Annotated in this window: 17 protein-coding genes and 1 other annotated feature; all 17 genes read left to right on the top strand. The window is 35.9% G+C overall.

Features of this window, described 5'->3' with window-relative positions:
• Positions 1 to 32 precede the first annotated feature (32 nt).
• Positions 33 to 1,148: a tRNA 2-thiouridine(34) synthase MnmA gene (gene mnmA / locus NX902_RS16720; protein ID WP_095331699.1), complete on the top strand. Its 1,116-nt coding sequence runs from the start codon at positions 33 to 35 to the stop codon at positions 1,146 to 1,148.
• A gap of 170 nt (positions 1,149 to 1,318) precedes the next feature.
• Positions 1,319 to 1,969, top strand: a complete 651-nt coding sequence (locus NX902_RS16715) for a tetratricopeptide repeat protein (protein ID WP_095331701.1) — start codon at positions 1,319 to 1,321, stop codon at positions 1,967 to 1,969.
• 43 nt (positions 1,970 to 2,012) lie between these two features.
• Complete coding sequence (gene recD2 / locus NX902_RS16710) at positions 2,013 to 4,439, top strand: SF1B family DNA helicase RecD2 (RefSeq protein WP_341160858.1); 2,427 nt, start codon at positions 2,013 to 2,015, stop codon at positions 4,437 to 4,439.
• 298 nt (positions 4,440 to 4,737) lie between these two features.
• The gene (locus NX902_RS16705) at positions 4,738 to 4,926 is read left to right on the top strand and encodes a hypothetical protein (protein WP_047944344.1); all 189 of its coding nucleotides are present in this window, start codon (positions 4,738 to 4,740) and stop codon (positions 4,924 to 4,926) included.
• 56 nt (positions 4,927 to 4,982) lie between these two features.
• Positions 4,983 to 5,114: a YrzQ family protein gene (locus tag NX902_RS16700; RefSeq protein WP_082138431.1), complete on the top strand. Its 132-nt coding sequence runs from the start codon at positions 4,983 to 4,985 to the stop codon at positions 5,112 to 5,114.
• A gap of 300 nt (positions 5,115 to 5,414) precedes the next feature.
• The gene (locus tag NX902_RS16695; RefSeq protein WP_095331705.1) at positions 5,415 to 6,494 is read left to right on the top strand and encodes an AI-2E family transporter; all 1,080 of its coding nucleotides are present in this window, start codon (positions 5,415 to 5,417) and stop codon (positions 6,492 to 6,494) included.
• A gap of 59 nt (positions 6,495 to 6,553) precedes the next feature.
• Positions 6,554 to 6,785: a binding site (T-box leader), on the top strand.
• Between the two features lie 85 nt (positions 6,786 to 6,870).
• Positions 6,871 to 9,498, top strand: coding sequence for an alanine--tRNA ligase (alaS, locus tag NX902_RS16690; RefSeq protein WP_123260802.1), 2,628 nt, complete (start codon positions 6,871 to 6,873; stop codon positions 9,496 to 9,498).
• 74 nt (positions 9,499 to 9,572) lie between these two features.
• Positions 9,573 to 9,839, top strand: a complete 267-nt coding sequence (locus NX902_RS16685) for an IreB family regulatory phosphoprotein (RefSeq protein ID WP_047944338.1) — start codon at positions 9,573 to 9,575, stop codon at positions 9,837 to 9,839.
• Positions 9,840 to 9,843: 4 nt separating this feature from the next.
• A complete protein-coding gene (gene ruvX, locus NX902_RS16680; protein WP_095331709.1) occupies positions 9,844 to 10,260 on the top strand; it encodes a Holliday junction resolvase RuvX in 417 nt (138 codons plus the stop codon).
• A 12-nt stretch (positions 10,261 to 10,272) separates the two neighbouring features.
• Complete coding sequence (locus NX902_RS16675; protein WP_047944340.1) at positions 10,273 to 10,560, top strand: DUF1292 domain-containing protein; 288 nt, start codon at positions 10,273 to 10,275, stop codon at positions 10,558 to 10,560.
• A 180-nt stretch (positions 10,561 to 10,740) separates the two neighbouring features.
• The gene (gene mltG, locus NX902_RS16670) at positions 10,741 to 11,892 is read left to right on the top strand and encodes an endolytic transglycosylase MltG (protein WP_341160857.1); all 1,152 of its coding nucleotides are present in this window, start codon (positions 10,741 to 10,743) and stop codon (positions 11,890 to 11,892) included.
• A 309-nt stretch (positions 11,893 to 12,201) separates the two neighbouring features.
• On the top strand, positions 12,202 to 12,843 hold the full coding sequence (locus tag NX902_RS16665) for an O-methyltransferase (RefSeq protein WP_235850302.1): 642 nt from the start codon (positions 12,202 to 12,204) through the stop codon (positions 12,841 to 12,843).
• A 2-nt stretch (positions 12,844 to 12,845) separates the two neighbouring features.
• Positions 12,846 to 13,775, top strand: coding sequence for a peptidase U32 family protein (locus NX902_RS16660; RefSeq protein WP_341160856.1), 930 nt, complete (start codon positions 12,846 to 12,848; stop codon positions 13,773 to 13,775).
• Positions 13,776 to 13,796: 21 nt separating this feature from the next.
• The gene (locus tag NX902_RS16655; protein ID WP_163188147.1) at positions 13,797 to 15,065 is read left to right on the top strand and encodes a peptidase U32 family protein; all 1,269 of its coding nucleotides are present in this window, start codon (positions 13,797 to 13,799) and stop codon (positions 15,063 to 15,065) included.
• Positions 15,066 to 15,070: 5 nt separating this feature from the next.
• The gene (gene udk / locus NX902_RS16650; RefSeq protein WP_095331717.1) at positions 15,071 to 15,706 is read left to right on the top strand and encodes a uridine kinase; all 636 of its coding nucleotides are present in this window, start codon (positions 15,071 to 15,073) and stop codon (positions 15,704 to 15,706) included.
• A gap of 409 nt (positions 15,707 to 16,115) precedes the next feature.
• On the top strand, positions 16,116 to 16,592 hold the full coding sequence (gene greA / locus NX902_RS16645) for a transcription elongation factor GreA (RefSeq protein ID WP_047944032.1): 477 nt from the start codon (positions 16,116 to 16,118) through the stop codon (positions 16,590 to 16,592).
• A gap of 95 nt (positions 16,593 to 16,687) precedes the next feature.
• Positions 16,688 to 18,451 (top strand): peptidoglycan D,D-transpeptidase FtsI family protein, encoded by a 1,764-nt coding sequence (locus tag NX902_RS16640; RefSeq protein ID WP_123260803.1) that lies wholly within the window; start codon positions 16,688 to 16,690, stop codon positions 18,449 to 18,451.
• The last annotated feature ends 18 nt before the right edge of the window (positions 18,452 to 18,469 follow it).

Raw genomic sequence — 18,469 nt, 5'->3', positions numbered from 1 at the left:
TGTAAAGGGAAGGGCTAAGGGGGAAATGGAAAATGGAAAAAGCACCAAAAGATACCCGGGTAGTAGTAGGAATGTCTGGTGGAGTTGACTCATCAGTTGCTGCGTTACTTTTAAAAGAACAAGGCTATGATGTTATCGGTATATTCATGAAAAACTGGGACGATACAGACGAATTCGGTGTCTGCACTGCAACGGAGGATTATGAAGATGTCATTCGTGTCTGCAATCAGTTAGAGATTCCTTATTATGCGGTGAACTTTGAAAAACAATACTGGGATAAAGTGTTCACTTATTTTCTTGATGAATATAAAGCGGGGAGAACACCTAATCCCGATGTAATGTGTAATAAAGAAATTAAATTTAAAGCTTTCTTAGAGCATGCAATGAGTCTTGGAGCTGATTATCTTGCAACAGGGCACTATGCACAAGTAGTCAGAGAAGATGGTCAAGTGCGCATGCTTAGAGGGAAAGATGATAATAAAGACCAAACATATTTTTTAAATCAACTAACAGAAGAACAATTAAGCAAAGTAATGTTCCCTATTGGCGGCATGGAAAAATCAAAGGTTCGTGAACTTGCTGCTAAAGCAAATCTTGCGACAGCAACCAAAAAAGACAGCACAGGTATCTGTTTCATAGGAGAGCGTAATTTCAAAGAATTCTTAAGTGGATATCTTCCTGCGCAAAAAGGAAATATGGAAACAATGGATGGAGAAGTAATTGGCCGTCACGATGGACTTATGTATTATACAATCGGGCAAAGACATGGTCTTGGCATTGGCGGAAGTGGAGAACCTTGGTTTGTTATCGGCAAGGATTTAAAACGGAATGTCTTATATGTAGGTCAAGGATTCCATCACGAGTTGCTTTATTCTGACAGCATTATTGCGACCAACGTTAGCTGGGTATCCAAAGATCGCATTGGTACATCATTTGAATGTACAGCTAAATTTCGTTACCGTCAACCAGATAATAAAGTAACGGTAGAGGTTATCGATGAAAATACAGTCAAAGTTATCTTCCACGAACCAATTCGTGCTGTAACGCCAGGACAAGCAGTTGTATTCTATCAAGGAGAAGAATGCTTAGGCGGAGGAACAATTGATAAAGTGTTCCGTGATAATGAAAGATTAACATATGTAGGTTAAGGATGAACTGTCGACTAACATTAGTTGGTCGACAGTTTTTACATACTGCAAAAAGCAGCTAGCAATTCTCCTGTAATAGGAGGATTTGCTAGTTTCTTTTGTGTAGTTGCTTTTCTCATTTTTGATTAGAAAATATGCTATACTACCAATAAGAAATGGAGTGTTTTAAGATGGATAATAGTCAATTAGGAATACAATATATGCAAGAAGGCAAATGGGAAGAAGCGGCAAAAATTTTTATGGAAGAGATTGAGAAAAATCCGAACAATGCAGTTTCTTACGTTAATTTTGGCAATGTTTTATCAGCTTTAGGTGATGATACAAGAGCATTATCTTTCTACCAAAAGGCGATTGAAATAGATGATACAACGGCTGCAGCCTATTATAGTGCAGGAACCGTTTATTATGAAAAAGAAAATTTAGAATCCGCAAAGAATATGTTTGAACTAGCATTAGAAAAGGGACTAGAATCAAGTGATAATTTCTTTATGCTTGGACTTACTTATGTTGGTTTAGATAAAGGGAAATTGGCAATCCCTTATTTTCAAAGAGCAGTTGAACTAAATAGTCAAGATGCAGAGGCGTTCTTTCAACTAGGGCTCTGTTTGGCACAAAATGAATATATTGAAGAAGCAATTACACAATTTCAATCCTGTCTAGCATTAGATGCCACTCATGCAGATGCTTATTATAATTTAGGGGTTGCCTATGGTTTTAAAGAAGAAACAGCGAAAGCAGTCGAAATGTTCAATAAGGCGCTAGAAATCCAGCCAGATCATCTTCTTGCTGGTTACGGAAAGCAAATTATCGAAGAAAAGTAATGGAAAGAGAAATGAAATGTAAGGGAAGAAAGGAGGAATTCAGTTGAACGAGCAGAACTCTTTGGATCTTTTTGAAAAGGAAAAAAAGTATGTGAAGGGACGACATCTTGTTACCATTTTTCATAATGAACAGAATCTTTACTCTGTGATAAGAATAAGAGTCGATGAAACGAATCATGATTATGACGATAAAGAAGCGGTTATTACTGGCTATTTGCCAAAGATGAACGAAGAAGAAACGTATACATACTTTGGTGATTTTAAAGAGCATCCGAGATTCGGTTTACAGCTGCAGGCAACTTCCTTTCGAAAAGAAATGCCACAAACAAAGCAAGGGGTTATTGCTTATTTATCGAGCAACTTATTTAAAGGGATTGGGGAAAAAACAGCAGAGAATATTGTGGATACTTTAGGAGAAGAAGCAATCTCCAAAATCATGAATCAGCCATCGATTTTAGAGACAGTGCCCAAACTTGCATCAGATAAAGCGAAAATCCTCTATGATACATTAATGAAAAATCAAGGGTTAGAGCAAGCAATGGTTTCTCTAAATCAATATGGGTTTGGTCCGCAATTGTCGATGAAAATTTATCAAGTATATAAAGAAAATACGCTAGAAATAGTCCAGACAAATCCATATAAATTAGTGGAGGATATTGATGGGATTGGTTTTGGAAAAGCAGATGACCTTGGTTCACAGATTGGAATTACTGGGAATCATCCAGATCGATTAAAGGCTGGCTGTTTGTATATCTTAGAGTTAAGCAGTAATCAGGAAGGCCATGTCTATCTCCATGCCGAATTTTTACTAGAAAAAGTAAAAGCCCTGCTTGAAGAAAATCAAAAAGAGGAGATAGAATTTTCGCAAATAGCAGATCAGGTTATTCAGCTGGAGGAAGAAGGGAAAATTATAGTGGAGGATAAAAAAATATATTTACCTTCATTGTTTTTTTCAGAAAAAGGACTTGTACGAAATATAAAGCGAGTAATGGAGCAATCTGAATATAAAGACCAATTTCCAGAATCGGAGTTTCTGCTGGCGTTAGGAAACTTAGAGGACCGTATCGGTGTTCAATATGCTCCCTCTCAACGAGAAGCGATTCAAACGGCGCTTATGTCCCCGATGCTAATTTTGACAGGTGGTCCCGGAACGGGGAAAACAACTGTCATAAAGGGAATTGTTGAATTATATGGTGAATTGCACGGCTGTTCCTTAGAGCCTAATGATTATAAAAAAGATGAACCCTATCCATTTATTCTTGCGGCGCCAACTGGCCGAGCGGCTAAACGAATGGCTGAATCAACAGGTTTACCAGCAGTTACTATTCATCGATTGCTGGGATGGAATGGGACAGGAACATTTGAAAGGGATGAGGAACATCCTTTGGAGGGAAAAATCCTCATCGTCGATGAAACCTCGATGGTTGATATTTGGCTAGCCCATCAATTATTTAAGGCTTTACCTGAACATATTCAAGTAATTATTGTAGGAGATGAAGACCAGCTGCCATCAGTAGGACCGGGCCAAGTATTAAAAGATCTACTTGATTCAGCATGTATTCCTACTGTTAAGTTGAAAGATATTTATCGACAAGCGGAAGGATCATCGATAATCGAGCTGGCACATGAAATGAAAAAAGGCCAGCTGCCGGCTAATCTTCTTGTGCCTCAAGGGGATCGTTCATTTATAAAATGCTCTTCCAGTCAAATTCCGCAGGCAATTGAAAAAATTGTTTTGAATGCGAAAAACAAAGGCTTTGCGCCAATGGATATTCAAGTATTGGCACCGATGTATAGAGGACCAGCAGGAATTGACCGCTTAAATGCCATCTTACAGGAAATCTTAAATCCTAATCCAGATGGCACCAGAAAAGAACTGAAATTTGGAGATGTTACATACCGGATCGGTGATAAAGTCCTTCAGCTAGTCAATCAACCAGAAAGCAATGTTTTTAATGGTGATATGGGTGAGATTGTATCGATCTTTTATGCGAAGGAAAATACGGAAAAGCAAGATATGGTTATTGTTTCGTTTGATGGAATAGAAGCAACCTATACGCGACAGGATTTAAATCAAATTACGCTGGCTTATTGCTGTTCTGTCCATAAATCGCAAGGCAGTGAGTTTCCAATCGTCATTATGCCCGTCGTCAAAAGTTATTATCGCATGTTAAGAAGAAATTTAATTTACACCGGAATAACTAGAAGTAAACAATTTTTGATTCTTTGTGGAGAAGTGGAAGCAATGGAATTAGGCGTTAGCCGGAATGATGAACTAAATCGGCAAACAACCTTAAAAGAAAAAATCAAAGAGGCATTTGCCGATGTATATCAACCAGACGAGACGATGGAAATAACAAAAGAGAATTCATTTGATTTATTGTATGAAGGTAAAATCAATCAAATCGATCCAATGATTGGAATGGAAAATATCTCCCCATATGATTTTATGGAAGCATCTGAATCCTAAGAAAATTACTTAAGTACAAACTTTTTAAGAAAACCTCTATTTTTACGGAGAATTCCTCTTTTTTAGAGGATTTTTTTTGCCAATGTTTGTACTACATGTTTTAAAGTTCTAGGTGAAAAATAGTAATGCTATCTTCTTCGAAAAAATCCAGTCGGATTCTAATTTTCCAATAAAAACAGCCAACTCCTAAAAATACTGGTATATTTGGATGGGTTAAAGAGCATAATGGGAATACTTACCTGGAATTTCCATGTTAGGTGGAATATTTCATGAAACGAATGAAGATGAGGTGTTTCCTATGCTCAAATGTCCAAATTGCCAGAGCAAAGATATTGGGAAAATTGGAATAAATCAATATTACTGCTGGAATTGCTTTATTGAATTATCGCTTACGAAAGGGATTATTCATACACATCAAGTAGAAGAAGATGGAAGCTTAAGTTCTTTAGACGACTTATTTGACGAAGAAGAGCGTCGATTAAGCTAAGTTTTTCTCCGTGTAAACTTGGCGCTCACTTCCATATAAAAAGGGGTGCAAAGTAAATGGGTAAAGCGATAAATACAGCAATAGCTATTGGGGCTGGTGTAGTGGCACTTAGCTATATGCAAAAAAATAATATGATGAGTCAAAAACAACTGAAAAAAGTGCAGAGGAAAGTAATGAAGATGTTTTAATTGTGAGTTAGAAGACAAGGCTGGAACGAACCTTCCTGCCGAAATTTTAACCCAAGCAATGATACCGGAATCAAAAAATTCGTATCATTGCTTGGGTTTTTTCATTTTATTATTATGTTGATAATTATAGTCAAGCAGGCGTTCGGTTGTCCTGCAGCCACGCTATGTGTCGGTAAGCAAGCCTAAGTCTGTGGGGGATTACATAGATAGCTAAGCCGTTTTTACAATTTAATACTAGATAAAAAAATGCATAAAAATTCCTATTATCTCTCACAATACATTAAAGAGGGAGGAAAGGAAATGGATATAAGAATAAAATGGTATTATCGATTAGGATTTACCTTATTACTTTTTATCGTTTTATTTATTTTTATAAAATTATCACCGATATGGTTACCCATTTTAAGTCTTATAACAAAGGTTATAACTCCTTTTATTATTGGTGCGTTTTTTACGTACTTACTTCATCCAATAGTAGAATTATTACATAAAAAAGGTTTACATAGAGGGTTGTCTGTTGCATTTATTTATATTTTATTTTTTGGCGGGATTGGGTATGCGATCTATAAAGGTATCCCCATTCTTATTGAGCAGCTGGAAGAGCTGACAGTTAGTGCTCCAAAGCTTGCAGAGCGATATAAAGATTTAATTGATTCGATTCAAAATAAAATGGAATCTTGGCCGCTTAACCTACAGGAAAAAGTTGACCGTGGAATTGACATATTTGAAAGGAAAATGGAATCCCTTTTGAATAAAGTAATTAATGGTGCCATGGGGATTGTCAATTATTCGATTATAATTATGCTTATTCCCTTTATCTCTTTTTATATGTTAAAGGATATAAATGCGGTAAGAAAAGGCTTTAATGGATTAATTCCTAATAAATGGCGCAATAGTGCTCGCTTATTTTTAGAGGATGTAAATGAATCATTAGGCAGCTATATAAGAGGACAATTATTGGTTTGTACAATTATTGGAGTTATTTCTATGCTTCTTTTTTTGATTTTTCATATGAAATTTGCCCTTGTATTAGGAATGATCATAGGAATAACGAATGTCATTCCGTATTTTGGACCGGTAATTGGAGCTGTTCCAGCTTTAATTGTTGCAAGTACTGTTTCTGTGAAAATGATCATTATTGTCGTGATTATCATTATTATTCTGCAATTTCTCGAAGGAAATATATTATCGCCATATATAGTAGGGAAAAGTACTCATATGCATCCCTTGTTTATTATGTTTGCGCTATTGCTAGGAGAGGAGATAGGCGGGATGATTGGAATGATTGTGGCAGTCCCTTTATTATCCATTGTAAAAGTAGCAATCATTCATATGAAAACCCATTTTGGAAAAAAAGAACGAGAAATAAAACGTATATAAATAGACCAATATTGACAATACTGCCTAATAATCAGTATAATTCGAATGAAGCATATATCGATAAAATGGTGAAAGAAATAAGTAGATTATAGTCCACTCTAAAGAGAGGAATTCCCTTTGGCTGAAAGGAGTTCTAGGTGAAGGATAATTGAAAGCTAATTCTTGAATGCAGCTAATCACTGCCGTTTTCCGCGTTAAGGAATGTTGAGAGATGGATATTATTTATTGTTATTTTTTTATACTTTTATCCATAATCAGGGTGGTACCGCGAGCAATACTTTCGTCCCTGTCCAGGGATGGGAGTTTTTTTTATGCCTTAAAACGGCAAACGTTAGTGGTTGTAGCAAATACATAAGAAAAAACAGGAGGATATGTGATGAAAAACTTAACTGGTGCAGAAATAAGAAGCAAATTTTTAGAATTTTTTCAGGGCAAAGGGCATGCGATTGAGCCAAGTGCATCTTTAGTGCCTCATGATGATCCGTCATTATTATGGATTAATAGTGGTGTAGCTACCTTAAAAAAATATTTTGATGGTCGCGTTATTCCTGAAAATCCAAGAATAACAAATGCGCAAAAATCAATTCGTACAAACGATATTGAAAATGTGGGCAAAACGGCGCGTCACCATACTTTTTTTGAAATGCTTGGTAACTTTTCGATTGGGGATTATTTTAAAGAAGAAGCAATCGAATGGGCTTGGGAGTTCTTGACAGATGAAAAATGGATTGGCTTTGATAAAGAAAAGCTTTCTGTAACCATCCATCCAGAGGATGAAGAAGCATATGTTTTATGGCGAGATAAAATTGGCATACCAGAGAATCGCATCATTCGCTTAGAAGGTAACTTTTGGGACATAGGTGAAGGTCCAAGTGGTCCTAATACAGAAATATTCTATGATCGTGGTCCAGAATATGGCAATGATATCAACGATCCAGAATTATATCCAGGTGGAGAAAATGATCGTTACTTAGAAGTATGGAACCTTGTTTTCTCTGAATTTAACCATAATCCAGACGGCACTTATACACCTCTGCCAAAGAAGAATATTGATACAGGTATGGGCTTGGAGCGTATGGCGTCTGTTGTTCAAAATGTTCCAACAAACTTTGATACAGATTTATTTATGCCGATTATTCGCGCGACTGAACAATTAGCAGATGTCCGGTATGGCAAGGACTCTTTAAGCGATGAAGCATTTAAAGTAATCGCAGACCATATACGTACAGTGGCTTTTGCAATAGGTGACGGGGCTCTTCCGTCAAATGAAGGAAGAGGTTATGTGTTAAGACGTTTGTTGCGCAGAGCAGTTCGTTATGCAAAGAAAATTAATATAAACAGACCATTTATGTTTGAATTAGTTCCAGTAGTGGCTGAAATTATGGTAGATTATTATCCTACTGTAAAGGAAAAGACAGAATTTATTCAAAAAGTCATGAAAAGTGAAGAAGAACGATTCCATGAAACATTAAATGAAGGTCTTGCTATCCTTTCCGAAGTAATGGAGAAAGCAAAAGACAATGGAGTTATAGCTGGAGAAGATATTTTCCGTTTGTACGATACGTATGGATTCCCAGTTGAACTTACAGAGGAATATGCAGAGGAGCAAGGTCTGGCTATTGATCATGAAGGTTTCGAAAAAGAAATGGAAAGTCAGCGTGATCGCGCCCGAAAAGCACGCCAAGAAGTTGACAGCATGCAAGTTCAAAGTGGAGTGTTAGGCAATATTAAAGTGGAAAGTGAATTTATTGGTTATGATCAGTGGTCAAATGAAGCGCAAATCGTGGCTTTATTAAGAAATGGTCAAGAAGTAGAGACTGCAGAAGCTGGGGATGAAATTCAGTTTATATTAGACAAAACACCATTCTATGCAGAAAGCGGCGGTCAAATTGCTGACAAAGGAACGTTAAAATCGGATCATGTGACAATTAGCGTGGAAGATGTTCAAAAAGCGCCAAATGGTCAAAATTTACACAAAGGAATAATTGAAACAGGAGCTGTTAGGGTAAATGATAGATTAGCAGCTAAAGTGGATAGTAAAAATCGTTCCAAAATTATAAAGAACCATACAGCAACTCATTTATTACATCAGGCATTAAAAGATGTTCTTGGAACACATGTTAATCAAGCAGGATCTCTTGTACAACCAGATCGTTTACGTTTTGATTTTTCTCATTTTGGGCAAATTACTGCAGAGGAATTAGATGAGATTGAACGAATCGTTAACGAAAAGATATGGGAAAGTATTGCAGTTCAAATTGATTACAAGGATATCGATGAGGCTAAAGCAATGGGTGCAATGGCTTTATTTGGTGAAAAATATGGAAAAGTAGTACGTGTTGTCCAAGTTGGTGAGTATAGCTTAGAACTATGCGGCGGGTGTCATGTTGATAATACTTCAGCAATTGGTTTATTTAAAATTGTTTCGGAAGCTGGAATTGGCGCAGGAACAAGACGTATTGAAGCAGTAACTGGACAAGCGGCATACCAACAACTGACAGATCAAATTCACTTATTAAAAGAAGCGGCGAATAAGTTAAAAACTAGTCCCAAAGATGTCGTTACTCGCGTAGACAGTCTTCTTACAGAGGTGAAGCAATTACAACGGGAAAATGAATCACTTGCTGCAAAACTAAGCAATATTGAAGCAGGCAATCTTGTTGATCAAGTGAAATTAGTGAATGAAGTCCCAGTATTAGCGGCTTCTATCCCGAATGTAGATATGAATAATCTTCGCACAATGGCAGATGAATTAAAACAAAAAATAGATTCTGTCGTATTAGTACTTGGAAGTGTCAATGAAGGAAAAGTAAATATTATTGCTGGTGTAACCAAGGATTTAATGGATAAAGGTTTCCATGCAGGAAAGATAGTAAAAGAAGTAGCTTCCATTTGTGGAGGCGGCGGAGGCGGCCGTCCAGATATGGCTCAAGCAGGCGGTAAAGATCCTTCTAAACTAAATGAAGCATTAGAATTTGTACAAGAATATGTGAAATCCGTTTGATATTAAGGACAAGTAGTGTAAAATGTAGATAACTCTTAACAGAAATTGTTCGAAAAGGAAATGGGGTGTTCAAAATGAGCTCATTTGATAAAACAATGAGATTCAATTTTCCAGAAGAACCATATGAACATGATGTAAAAGAAGTACTTTATCAAGTTTACGATGCACTTCAAGAAAAAGGCTATAATCCAATCAATCAAATTGTTGGTTATTTACTTTCTGGGGATCCTGCTTATATTCCCCGTCACATGGATGCACGCAATATCATCCGAAAATTAGAACGAGATGAAATTATTGAGGAACTTGTAAAGTTTTATTTAAAACAGCAACGAGAGGAATAGACGTATGCGATTAATGGGCTTAGATGTTGGCTCAAAAACAGTAGGAGTTGCTGTTAGTGATGCTTTAGGATGGACAGCACAAGGAATTGAAACAATTAAAATTGATGAAGAGAAAGAACAATTTGGGCTTGACCGTATTGCGTCCTTGATTGTTGAGTATGATATAGGTAAAATAGTGGTTGGACTTCCTAAAAATATGAATGGCAGCATAGGCTTTCGTGGAGAAGCTAGTCAAATGTACGGGCAGCTTTTAGAAGAACGATTTGAACTGCCGGTTGTTTTTTGGGATGAACGACTAACAACGATGGCTGCTGAAAGAATTCTATTGGAAGCAGATGTTAGTAGAAAAAAACGTAAAAAAGTAATCGATAAAATGGCTGCATCTATCATTTTGCAAGGATATTTAGACAGTCAAAAATAATGAGGTGGAAATATGGAACACGGTGAGACTAATACAATTACAGTTGTAGACGAACAAGGAAATGAACAATTATGTGAGATTCTATTTACATTTGAATCAGATGAATTTGGAAAATCATATGTATTATATTATCCTCTTGGAGATGAAAGCGATGATGAAGAAATCGACATCCACGCATCTTCCTTCATTCCAAATGAAGAAACAGGCGACGGTGAACTATCTCCGATTGAAACTGAAGAAGAATGGGATTTAGTAGAAGAAATGTTAAATACATTCCTTGCTGAACAAGAAGAAGAGTAATAACGGATAGAAGAAAAGAGAGTCCTTTTGGGCTCTTTTTTTATTTTTTGTTAACTACTAGTCCAGCTTTCAGTAGTATGTAAATTTCACTAAAAGCTACAACTTTCTTAGCAAAATATAGTATAATAGGTCGAGATATGTAAAAAATGTTGGAGTGGTGTGTGTCAAGGAGGGAAAAGATTGACGAATAATAAAGACGAGAACAATACAATAAATAGTAAGAAGGAGTTATTTATAGCTAATTTAAATCAGAGACAACAAGAAGCAAAATTAGTCAGAAGAGTCGTGGTCATTGTTGCCTTAGTATTAATTATGATTGTAGCAGTTGTAGGGACGTCTGGTTACTTTTACATAAAATCAGCATTAAAACCAGTTAATCCAGATAGTGATAAAGATATTGTAGTGGAAATCCCGATTGGGTCTGGTGTAAGCACTATTTCCCAATTGCTTGAAGATAAGGGGCTTGTAAAAAACGCAAAGGTGTTTAAATATTATGTGAAATTTAAAAATGAGTCGAATTTCATGGCTGGAGAATATCATATGAATCCATCCATGTCGATTCAAGAGATTATTGACAGCTTGAAAACCGGAAAAATTATGCAAGAACCGGTCTTTACCATGACGATACCTGAAGGAAGACAATTAAAAGAAATTTCCGCTATTATCGCGAAGAAGACAAACCAAAAGGAAGAAGAGGTTTGGAAACAATTAAACGATGAAGCATTTATCAAAGGGCTAATGGCCAAATATCCAGATTTATTAACAACAGAAATTTGGGCGAAAAATATCAAATATCCGCTAGAAGGTTATTTATTTCCTGCAACTTATTCTTATTATGAAGAAAAGCCAACATTGGAAGCAATCATTTCCGTAATGCTTGATAAAACAGAAAGTGTAGTAAAAGCATATGAAACGGAAATTGAACGAGATAAATTAACCGTCCATCAATTTTTAACAATGTCTTCGTTAATTGAAGAAGAAGCAACCAAAAATGTGGATAGAAAGAAAATTGCCAGTGTGTTCTATAATCGTATCGAACAAGGGATGCCATTGCAAACAGACCCGACAGTACTTTATGCTTTAGGAGAGCATAAGGATAGAGTTTATTATAAAGATCTAGAGGTAGATTCACCTTATAATACCTATCAAAATGTAGGCTTACCACCTGGACCTATTGCCAATGCAGGAACTGTTTCTATGGAAGCGACATTGCATCCGGATAATACAGATTATCTCTATTTCTTAGCTTCAAAAGATGGGAAAGTGTACTTTTCTAAATCGCTTAATGAACATAATGAATTGAAAGCAAAATATATTACAGAGAATGACTAACATTCTTCAACAAAAAAAGACTACAGTCAAACAAAAAGATGTTTGGACTGTAGTCTTTTTTTGAAATTACGTTATTTTGTTCGAAAAATTGTCATCTTTTATATGGATTGCTGTTGATATCTGAAGATTTATTAGCATTCTCCTATATTTTATGATAAAATGGTACAAGTGTTTTTGAGTATACATTTAATGAAATACCCAAATTATATACACTTTTTTGATGTGTTAGGTTCTTAATAAGAAGCTAACTATTTTTAGGTAGAAGAAAAAAGGATAGGGCTTTATGGATTAATTAGGAGGGACTCATCCTTGCAAAATAAACAAATCCTGGAGTATATTGAAAATTTAATTCCAGAAAGAAATAACCAGATTAGTGAAATGGAACATTATGCGAAACAAAATGAAGTTCCCATTATGGAGTTAATAGGGATTGAAACATTATTACAATTACTACGAATTCAGCAGCCTAAAAAAATATTAGAAGTTGGCACAGCGATAGGATATTCTGCCATAAGAATGGCGGAAGCATTACCATCTTCTCAAATAGTTACGTTGGAAAGAGATGAACAAAGGTATTTAGTAGCGAAGGAAAATGTCGAAAAGTTTAAGCTTGAAGCACAAATTGTCCTTTTACAAGGTGATGCCCTTGAATTAGGTTCCATAGTTGAGCAATATGGACCGTTTGATGCTATCTTTATCGATGCGGCAAAGGGACAATATCAAAAGTTTTTCGATCTTTACAGCCCTTTGTTATCGAATGACGGAATCGTGTATACAGATAATATATTATTTCATGGTTTAGTGGCAGCAGAAGAGATAGATAGTAGAAACCTTCGTCAATTAGTACGGAAAATAAGAAATTATAATCAATGGCTTATGGGAAATCAGGATTATCACACAGCAATCTTGCCTGTGGGAGACGGTATTGCAATTAGTAAAAAGAGGGGATAAGAATGAAAAAACCGGAATTACTAGTAACGCCAACCAGTATAAACGATATAGAGCCGCTTATTGATAATGGAGCAGATGCTTTTGTTATCGGAGAACAAAAATTTGGTTTGAGATTAGCCGGTGAATTTAATCGGGACGATGTAAAAAAGGCGATTGAAATCGCACACCAAAGAGGGAAAAAAGTATATGTGGCTGTAAATGCAATTTTTCATAATGATAAAATCGAGGATGTAACAGAATATCTGCGGTTTTTAGTGGCTGTAAATGCGGATGCAATATATTATGGCGATCCAGCTGTTTTAATGATTGCCAGAGAAGTTGCGCCAAATATGAAATTGCATTGGAGTACAGAAACAACAGGGACAAACTGGTACACATGTAATTATTGGGGACGCAAAGGTGCAAAAAGAGCGGTCCTAGCAAGAGAAATTAGCATGGACGCCATCATTGAAACAAAAGAAAATGCAGAAGTGGAGATTGAAATCCAAGTTCATGGAATGACGACGATGTTTCAATCAAAACGTACTTTACTAGAACATTACTTTCAATATCAAGGGAAAGAAGTGGAATTGGAAGCAAGTAAATCAGATAAGCACTTCTTTCTGCATGATAAAGAAAGAGAAAATAAATATCCAATTTTTCAGGATGCAAATGGGACACATATTATGAGTCCAAATGACATTTGTATCATTGATGAGCTTGCAGATCTATTGGATGCTGGCATTGATTCTTTCAAAATCGACGGTCTTTTGAAAGAACCAAGCTATATTATTGCCGTTACTGGACTATATTATCAAGCAATAACTTTGTATTTAAATGATCCAGATCGATATGAAGAAGAAAAAGACCATTTACTTGCTGAGATAGAAAAAATTCAACCACCTAATAGACCATTGGACACAGGATTTTTCTTTAAAGAAACGGTTTACTAAACAAGTGGAGGAGAAGGGAAAATGACATTAGTTAAAGATCCTATTTCTGAAATAAGAGATGGAAAAAGAGTAATTGTAAAGAAACCGGAACTGCTAGCACCTGCTGGTAATTTAGAGAAATTAAAAATTGCTGTTACATACGGTGCAGATGCTGTCTTTATTGGTGGACAAGAATATGGGCTTCGTTCGAATGCTGGAAACTTCACTTTTGAAGAAATGAAAGAGGGAGTGGAGTTTGCTAAGAAATATCAAGCAAAAATATATGTTACTACCAATATATTTGCACATAATGAAAATATTGACGGTTTAGAAGAATACTTACTGGGCTTAAAGTCAGCAGGTGTACATGGAATTATTGTGGCAGACCCATTAATTATCGAGACATGCCGTAGAGTAGCACCCGAAATAGAAGTGCATTTAAGTACACAGCAATCTCTTTCTAACTGGAAGGCAGTTCAGTATTGGAAGGAAGAAGGTTTAGAACGGGTTGTGCTTGCCCGTGAAACAAGTGCAGAAGAGATAAAAGAAATGAAAGAAAAAGTAGATATCGAAATCGAAACATTCATTCATGGCGCAATGTGTATCGCATATTCTGGTCGTTGTACATTGAGTAATCATATGACGGCTCGAGATTCTAACCGCGGCGGCTGTTGTCAATCATGTCGCTGGGATTATGATTTGTACAAGCTAGATGGTGTGGAGGAAAAGCCTTTATTCTCTGAAGGTGATGCTCCTTTTGCGATGAGTCCAAAAGATTTAAAGCTTATCGAATCTATTCCACGTATGATTGAACTAGGCATAGACAGTTTAAAAATTGAAGGTAGAATGAAATCCATTCATTATATTGCTACAGTTGTTAGTGTTTACCGAAAAGTGATTGATGCCTATTGTGCAGATCCAGATCATTTTGTCATTCAAGAGGAATGGCTTAAAGAACTAGATAAATGTGCAAATCGAGATACAGCACCTGCTTTCTTTGAAGGTCAGCCAGGGTATAAAGAGCAAATGTTTGGAAATCATAGCAAAAAGACCACTTTTGACTTTGCTGGTTTAGTGCTCGATTATAATGAAGAGACAAAAATAGTAACATTACAACAAAGAAACTTCTTCAAACAGGGGCAGGAAGTGGAATTTTTTGGTCCGGAAATTGATAATTTTACAATGGTTGTTGATAAAATTTGGGATGCAGACGGAAAAGAAATCGATGCTGCAAGACATCCTTTACAAATTGTTAAATTCAAAGTGGACCACCCTGTTTATCCAAATAATATGATGCGAAAGGAGCTTTAATAAGCATGCAGCCGAAACCAGTAGTTATTGGTGTCGCAGGTGGCTCCGGATCTGGAAAAACAAGTGTGACCAAAGCTATATTTGACCATTTTAAAGGACATTCGATTTTAATGATCGAACAAGATTATTACTATAAAGATCAATCTCATTTACCATTTGAGGAAAGATTAAAAACGAATTATGACCATCCGTTAGCATTTGATACAGAATTATTAATTGATCATATTCAAAAATTATTAAATTATGAAGCAGTGGAAAAGCCAGTATATAATTATGCCATGCATACCCGCTCCGATGAAACTATCCTAGTTGAACCTAAGGATGTAATCATTGTGGAAGGTATCTTAATATTGGAGGATGAAAGTCTTCGTGATTTAATGGATATGAAGTTATTTGTTGACACAGATGCGGATTTACGTATTATCAGAAGATTAATGAGGGATATCAAAGAAAGAGGAAGAACGATTGACTCTGTAATTGAACAATATGTTAATGTAGTTCGTCCCATGCATAATCAATTTATTGAACCAACAAAAAGATATGCAGATATTATAATTCCTGAGGGCGGTCATAATCACGTAGCCATTGATCTTATGGTTACAAAAATTCAAACAATTCTTGAACAAAAATCACTTTTATGAAACAATAGAAAGTATTCATGAAAAATTTCTGGGAAATAGGCTGTTCCATTATAGACAGCCTATTTTTCCAAATATGGATTATGCAAGAAACCAATGGGTTAAAATAATGGGATAAATAAAAGAGCTCTCTGTAATGATATTTGATAATTTTTCCTATTGTTAATTTCATAAAAATAATCATTCTTTTAACAAAAATCGCTAATTAGTGAAAAAATGTTAAATCATTACAGGCAATCTAATAGAAAATGCTTTCTTTTTTCTTCAATCCGTATTAAACTCATTCTATTAGAAAAAAAAGCGCGTCCATTTCTAAGATGTCGTGCTATTATCTTTAAATACATAATTATTAGGGATTTTACAAATAGTTTCATGGCTATTCATTAATCCCATACTTGAAGGAGTGAAGATTTTGGCAATCGAAAAAGAATTTCCAATGACATTAGCAGGTAAAGAAAAATTAGAACAGGAACTAGAACAGTTAAAAACAGTTAAACGTAAAGAAGTTGTAGAACGTATTAAAATTGCACGTAGTTTCGGTGACTTATCCGAAAACTCAGAGTATGATTCTGCGAAAGAAGAACAAGCTTTTGTAGAGGGTCGTATCACTACGATCGAAAATATGATTCGAAATGCAAAAATTATCTCGGAAGATGAGTTAGATCGCGACACTGTTTCACTTGGTAGTTCTGTTACATTCGTCGAGCTTCCAGACGGTGAAGAAGAAACATATACAATCGTTGGTAGTGCGGAAGCAGATCCATTCGAAGGGAAGATTTCAAACGATTCTCCAATCGCTAAAAGCTTAATTGGCAAAAAAGTTGGCGATAAAGTAATTGTACAGACTCCAGGCGGAGAAATGAATGTACAAATCGTTACAATTAAATAAGTAATTTAATGGAATGGATAACGGAATAAAAAGTTATCATGGACTTGTTTATAAATGGGACACCTCGTCAACACTTTTGATGAGGTGTTTTATTTATGTGGAGAAAAAGAATAGTTGGCATCGGTATCCTTTTTTTATTTGCTTTATGTATATTGCTAGGAAGGCTAATACAAGTGCAGTTAATAGAGACAAATCATTTCACTAAGCATAATATTAATTTGGTGGAAGCAAGTGTAAAACAAAGATCACAAGAAATGCTTTTGGACAATGGTCGAGGAACCTTTCTTGATAAAAATGGAAATTCGCTAACACATCAGACAAAAGCAGTTTTAATATTATTTCCTTTTTTAAAAAAAATGGATTGGGATAGCAAAAAAGTAGCGGATATTATTGGGACAAGTGAATACAATGTAAAGAATAGTATTATCGATGCAAAAGATCCGGTTGTTTTTGGAGGAAAGAAACCATTGGAATTAACAAGCAGGCAAATGTCTGCTATCAATCAGCTGAAGATTCCAGGTGTTTTTGCCGCAGAGAAAAAGTTTCATATCAATAATAGTATCGCCGAACAACTGCTAGGGATTACTGGTCAAAATGAAGAGCAATTAGGAAAGCGATATCCTGATAGAAAGCTAGGAGGTTCTACATTAATTGGTTTAACAGGCTTAGAAAGAAGCTTTGATGAATTTCTTTTGCCTGATGGCGAATCGAAGCTTGTCTATCATGTAGATGCAAAAGGAGGACCACTCTTTGGCTTAAATGTTAAATATGTAGAACCTGCAAATCCGTTTTATCCTGTAAATGTCCGCACAACCATAGACACAGATTTACAGCAGATGGCAGAAGACTTAGTAGATGAACAAGGCATAAAGAAAGGTGGACTAGTTCTGTTAGATCTAGACGATAATTCGATTGCTGCAATGGTTTCTAGGCCGAAGATAAATGCAGAAGATCCTTATCAGACAGATGGAGTTAATAACTATATGCTAAAACAGCAGATTGTCGGCTCTGTCTTCAAAACAGTCATTGCAGCAGCTGCGATCGACAATAAATTGGATGATAACAATAAGCAATATGATTGCAGCAAGAAGATCAATGGCGAAGAGGACTTAACATATCAGCATGGAATGTTAAATTTTACAGATAGCTTTGCAGTTAGTTGCAACAATACCTTTGGGACAATAGCGAAGAAGTTAAGTGATATAGATGAAAATTTAATCGAGGAATATGCAGCTAAATTATCATTGACTAGCCTGGTGGGGTGGCGAGGCAGTGTTTTTCATTCTCCTGATTTTAAACAATTTAGTGGCGAAGAAATGGGAAGAGTGTTTTTGAATGAGGAGGCGAAAAAGGATAAGAACTATGTTGCATTAACGGGAATCGGACAGCATGAGGTACGGGTTACACCATTAGAAGTGGCAAATATGATGGCGACTATTGCTAGAGGAGGAGAAAAGGAAAGTGTCAGAGTTGTTTCAGATATTCAATACAAAAATGGCACAACCTTTTATTCCTTTGATAAGCAAGAGTTAGATGGAGGAAAAATATCTCCTTATACCGCCTCAAGGCTCCAAAAACTTTTAAGAGAAGTTGTTACAAACAATAAAGGAACTGGCAGATGGTTTCAAGATCTTCCCTATGAAATTGCTGGAAAATCAGGAACGGCAGAAACAGGCGTATATAAAGAGGAGAAGCAGTTACATAATAAATGGTTTGCAGGTTATTTTCCTTATGAGAAGCCTAAATATGCCTTAGTAACAGTGAATTTAGATGTTTATTCAGACGAAGGCGGGGTCAACCAACTATTTGCAGAGGTAGTTAAAGGAATCGATAAAAAGCAGCAAAATGCTGCTCGCTAGTACGCCAATAGGTTCTTG

The sequence above is a fragment of the Niallia sp. FSL W8-0954 genome (genome assembly GCF_038005605.1).
GTDB lineage: Bacteria > Bacillota > Bacilli > Bacillales > Cytobacillaceae > Niallia > Niallia circulans_A.
This window is presented reverse-complemented; position numbering and strand designations above follow the sequence as displayed.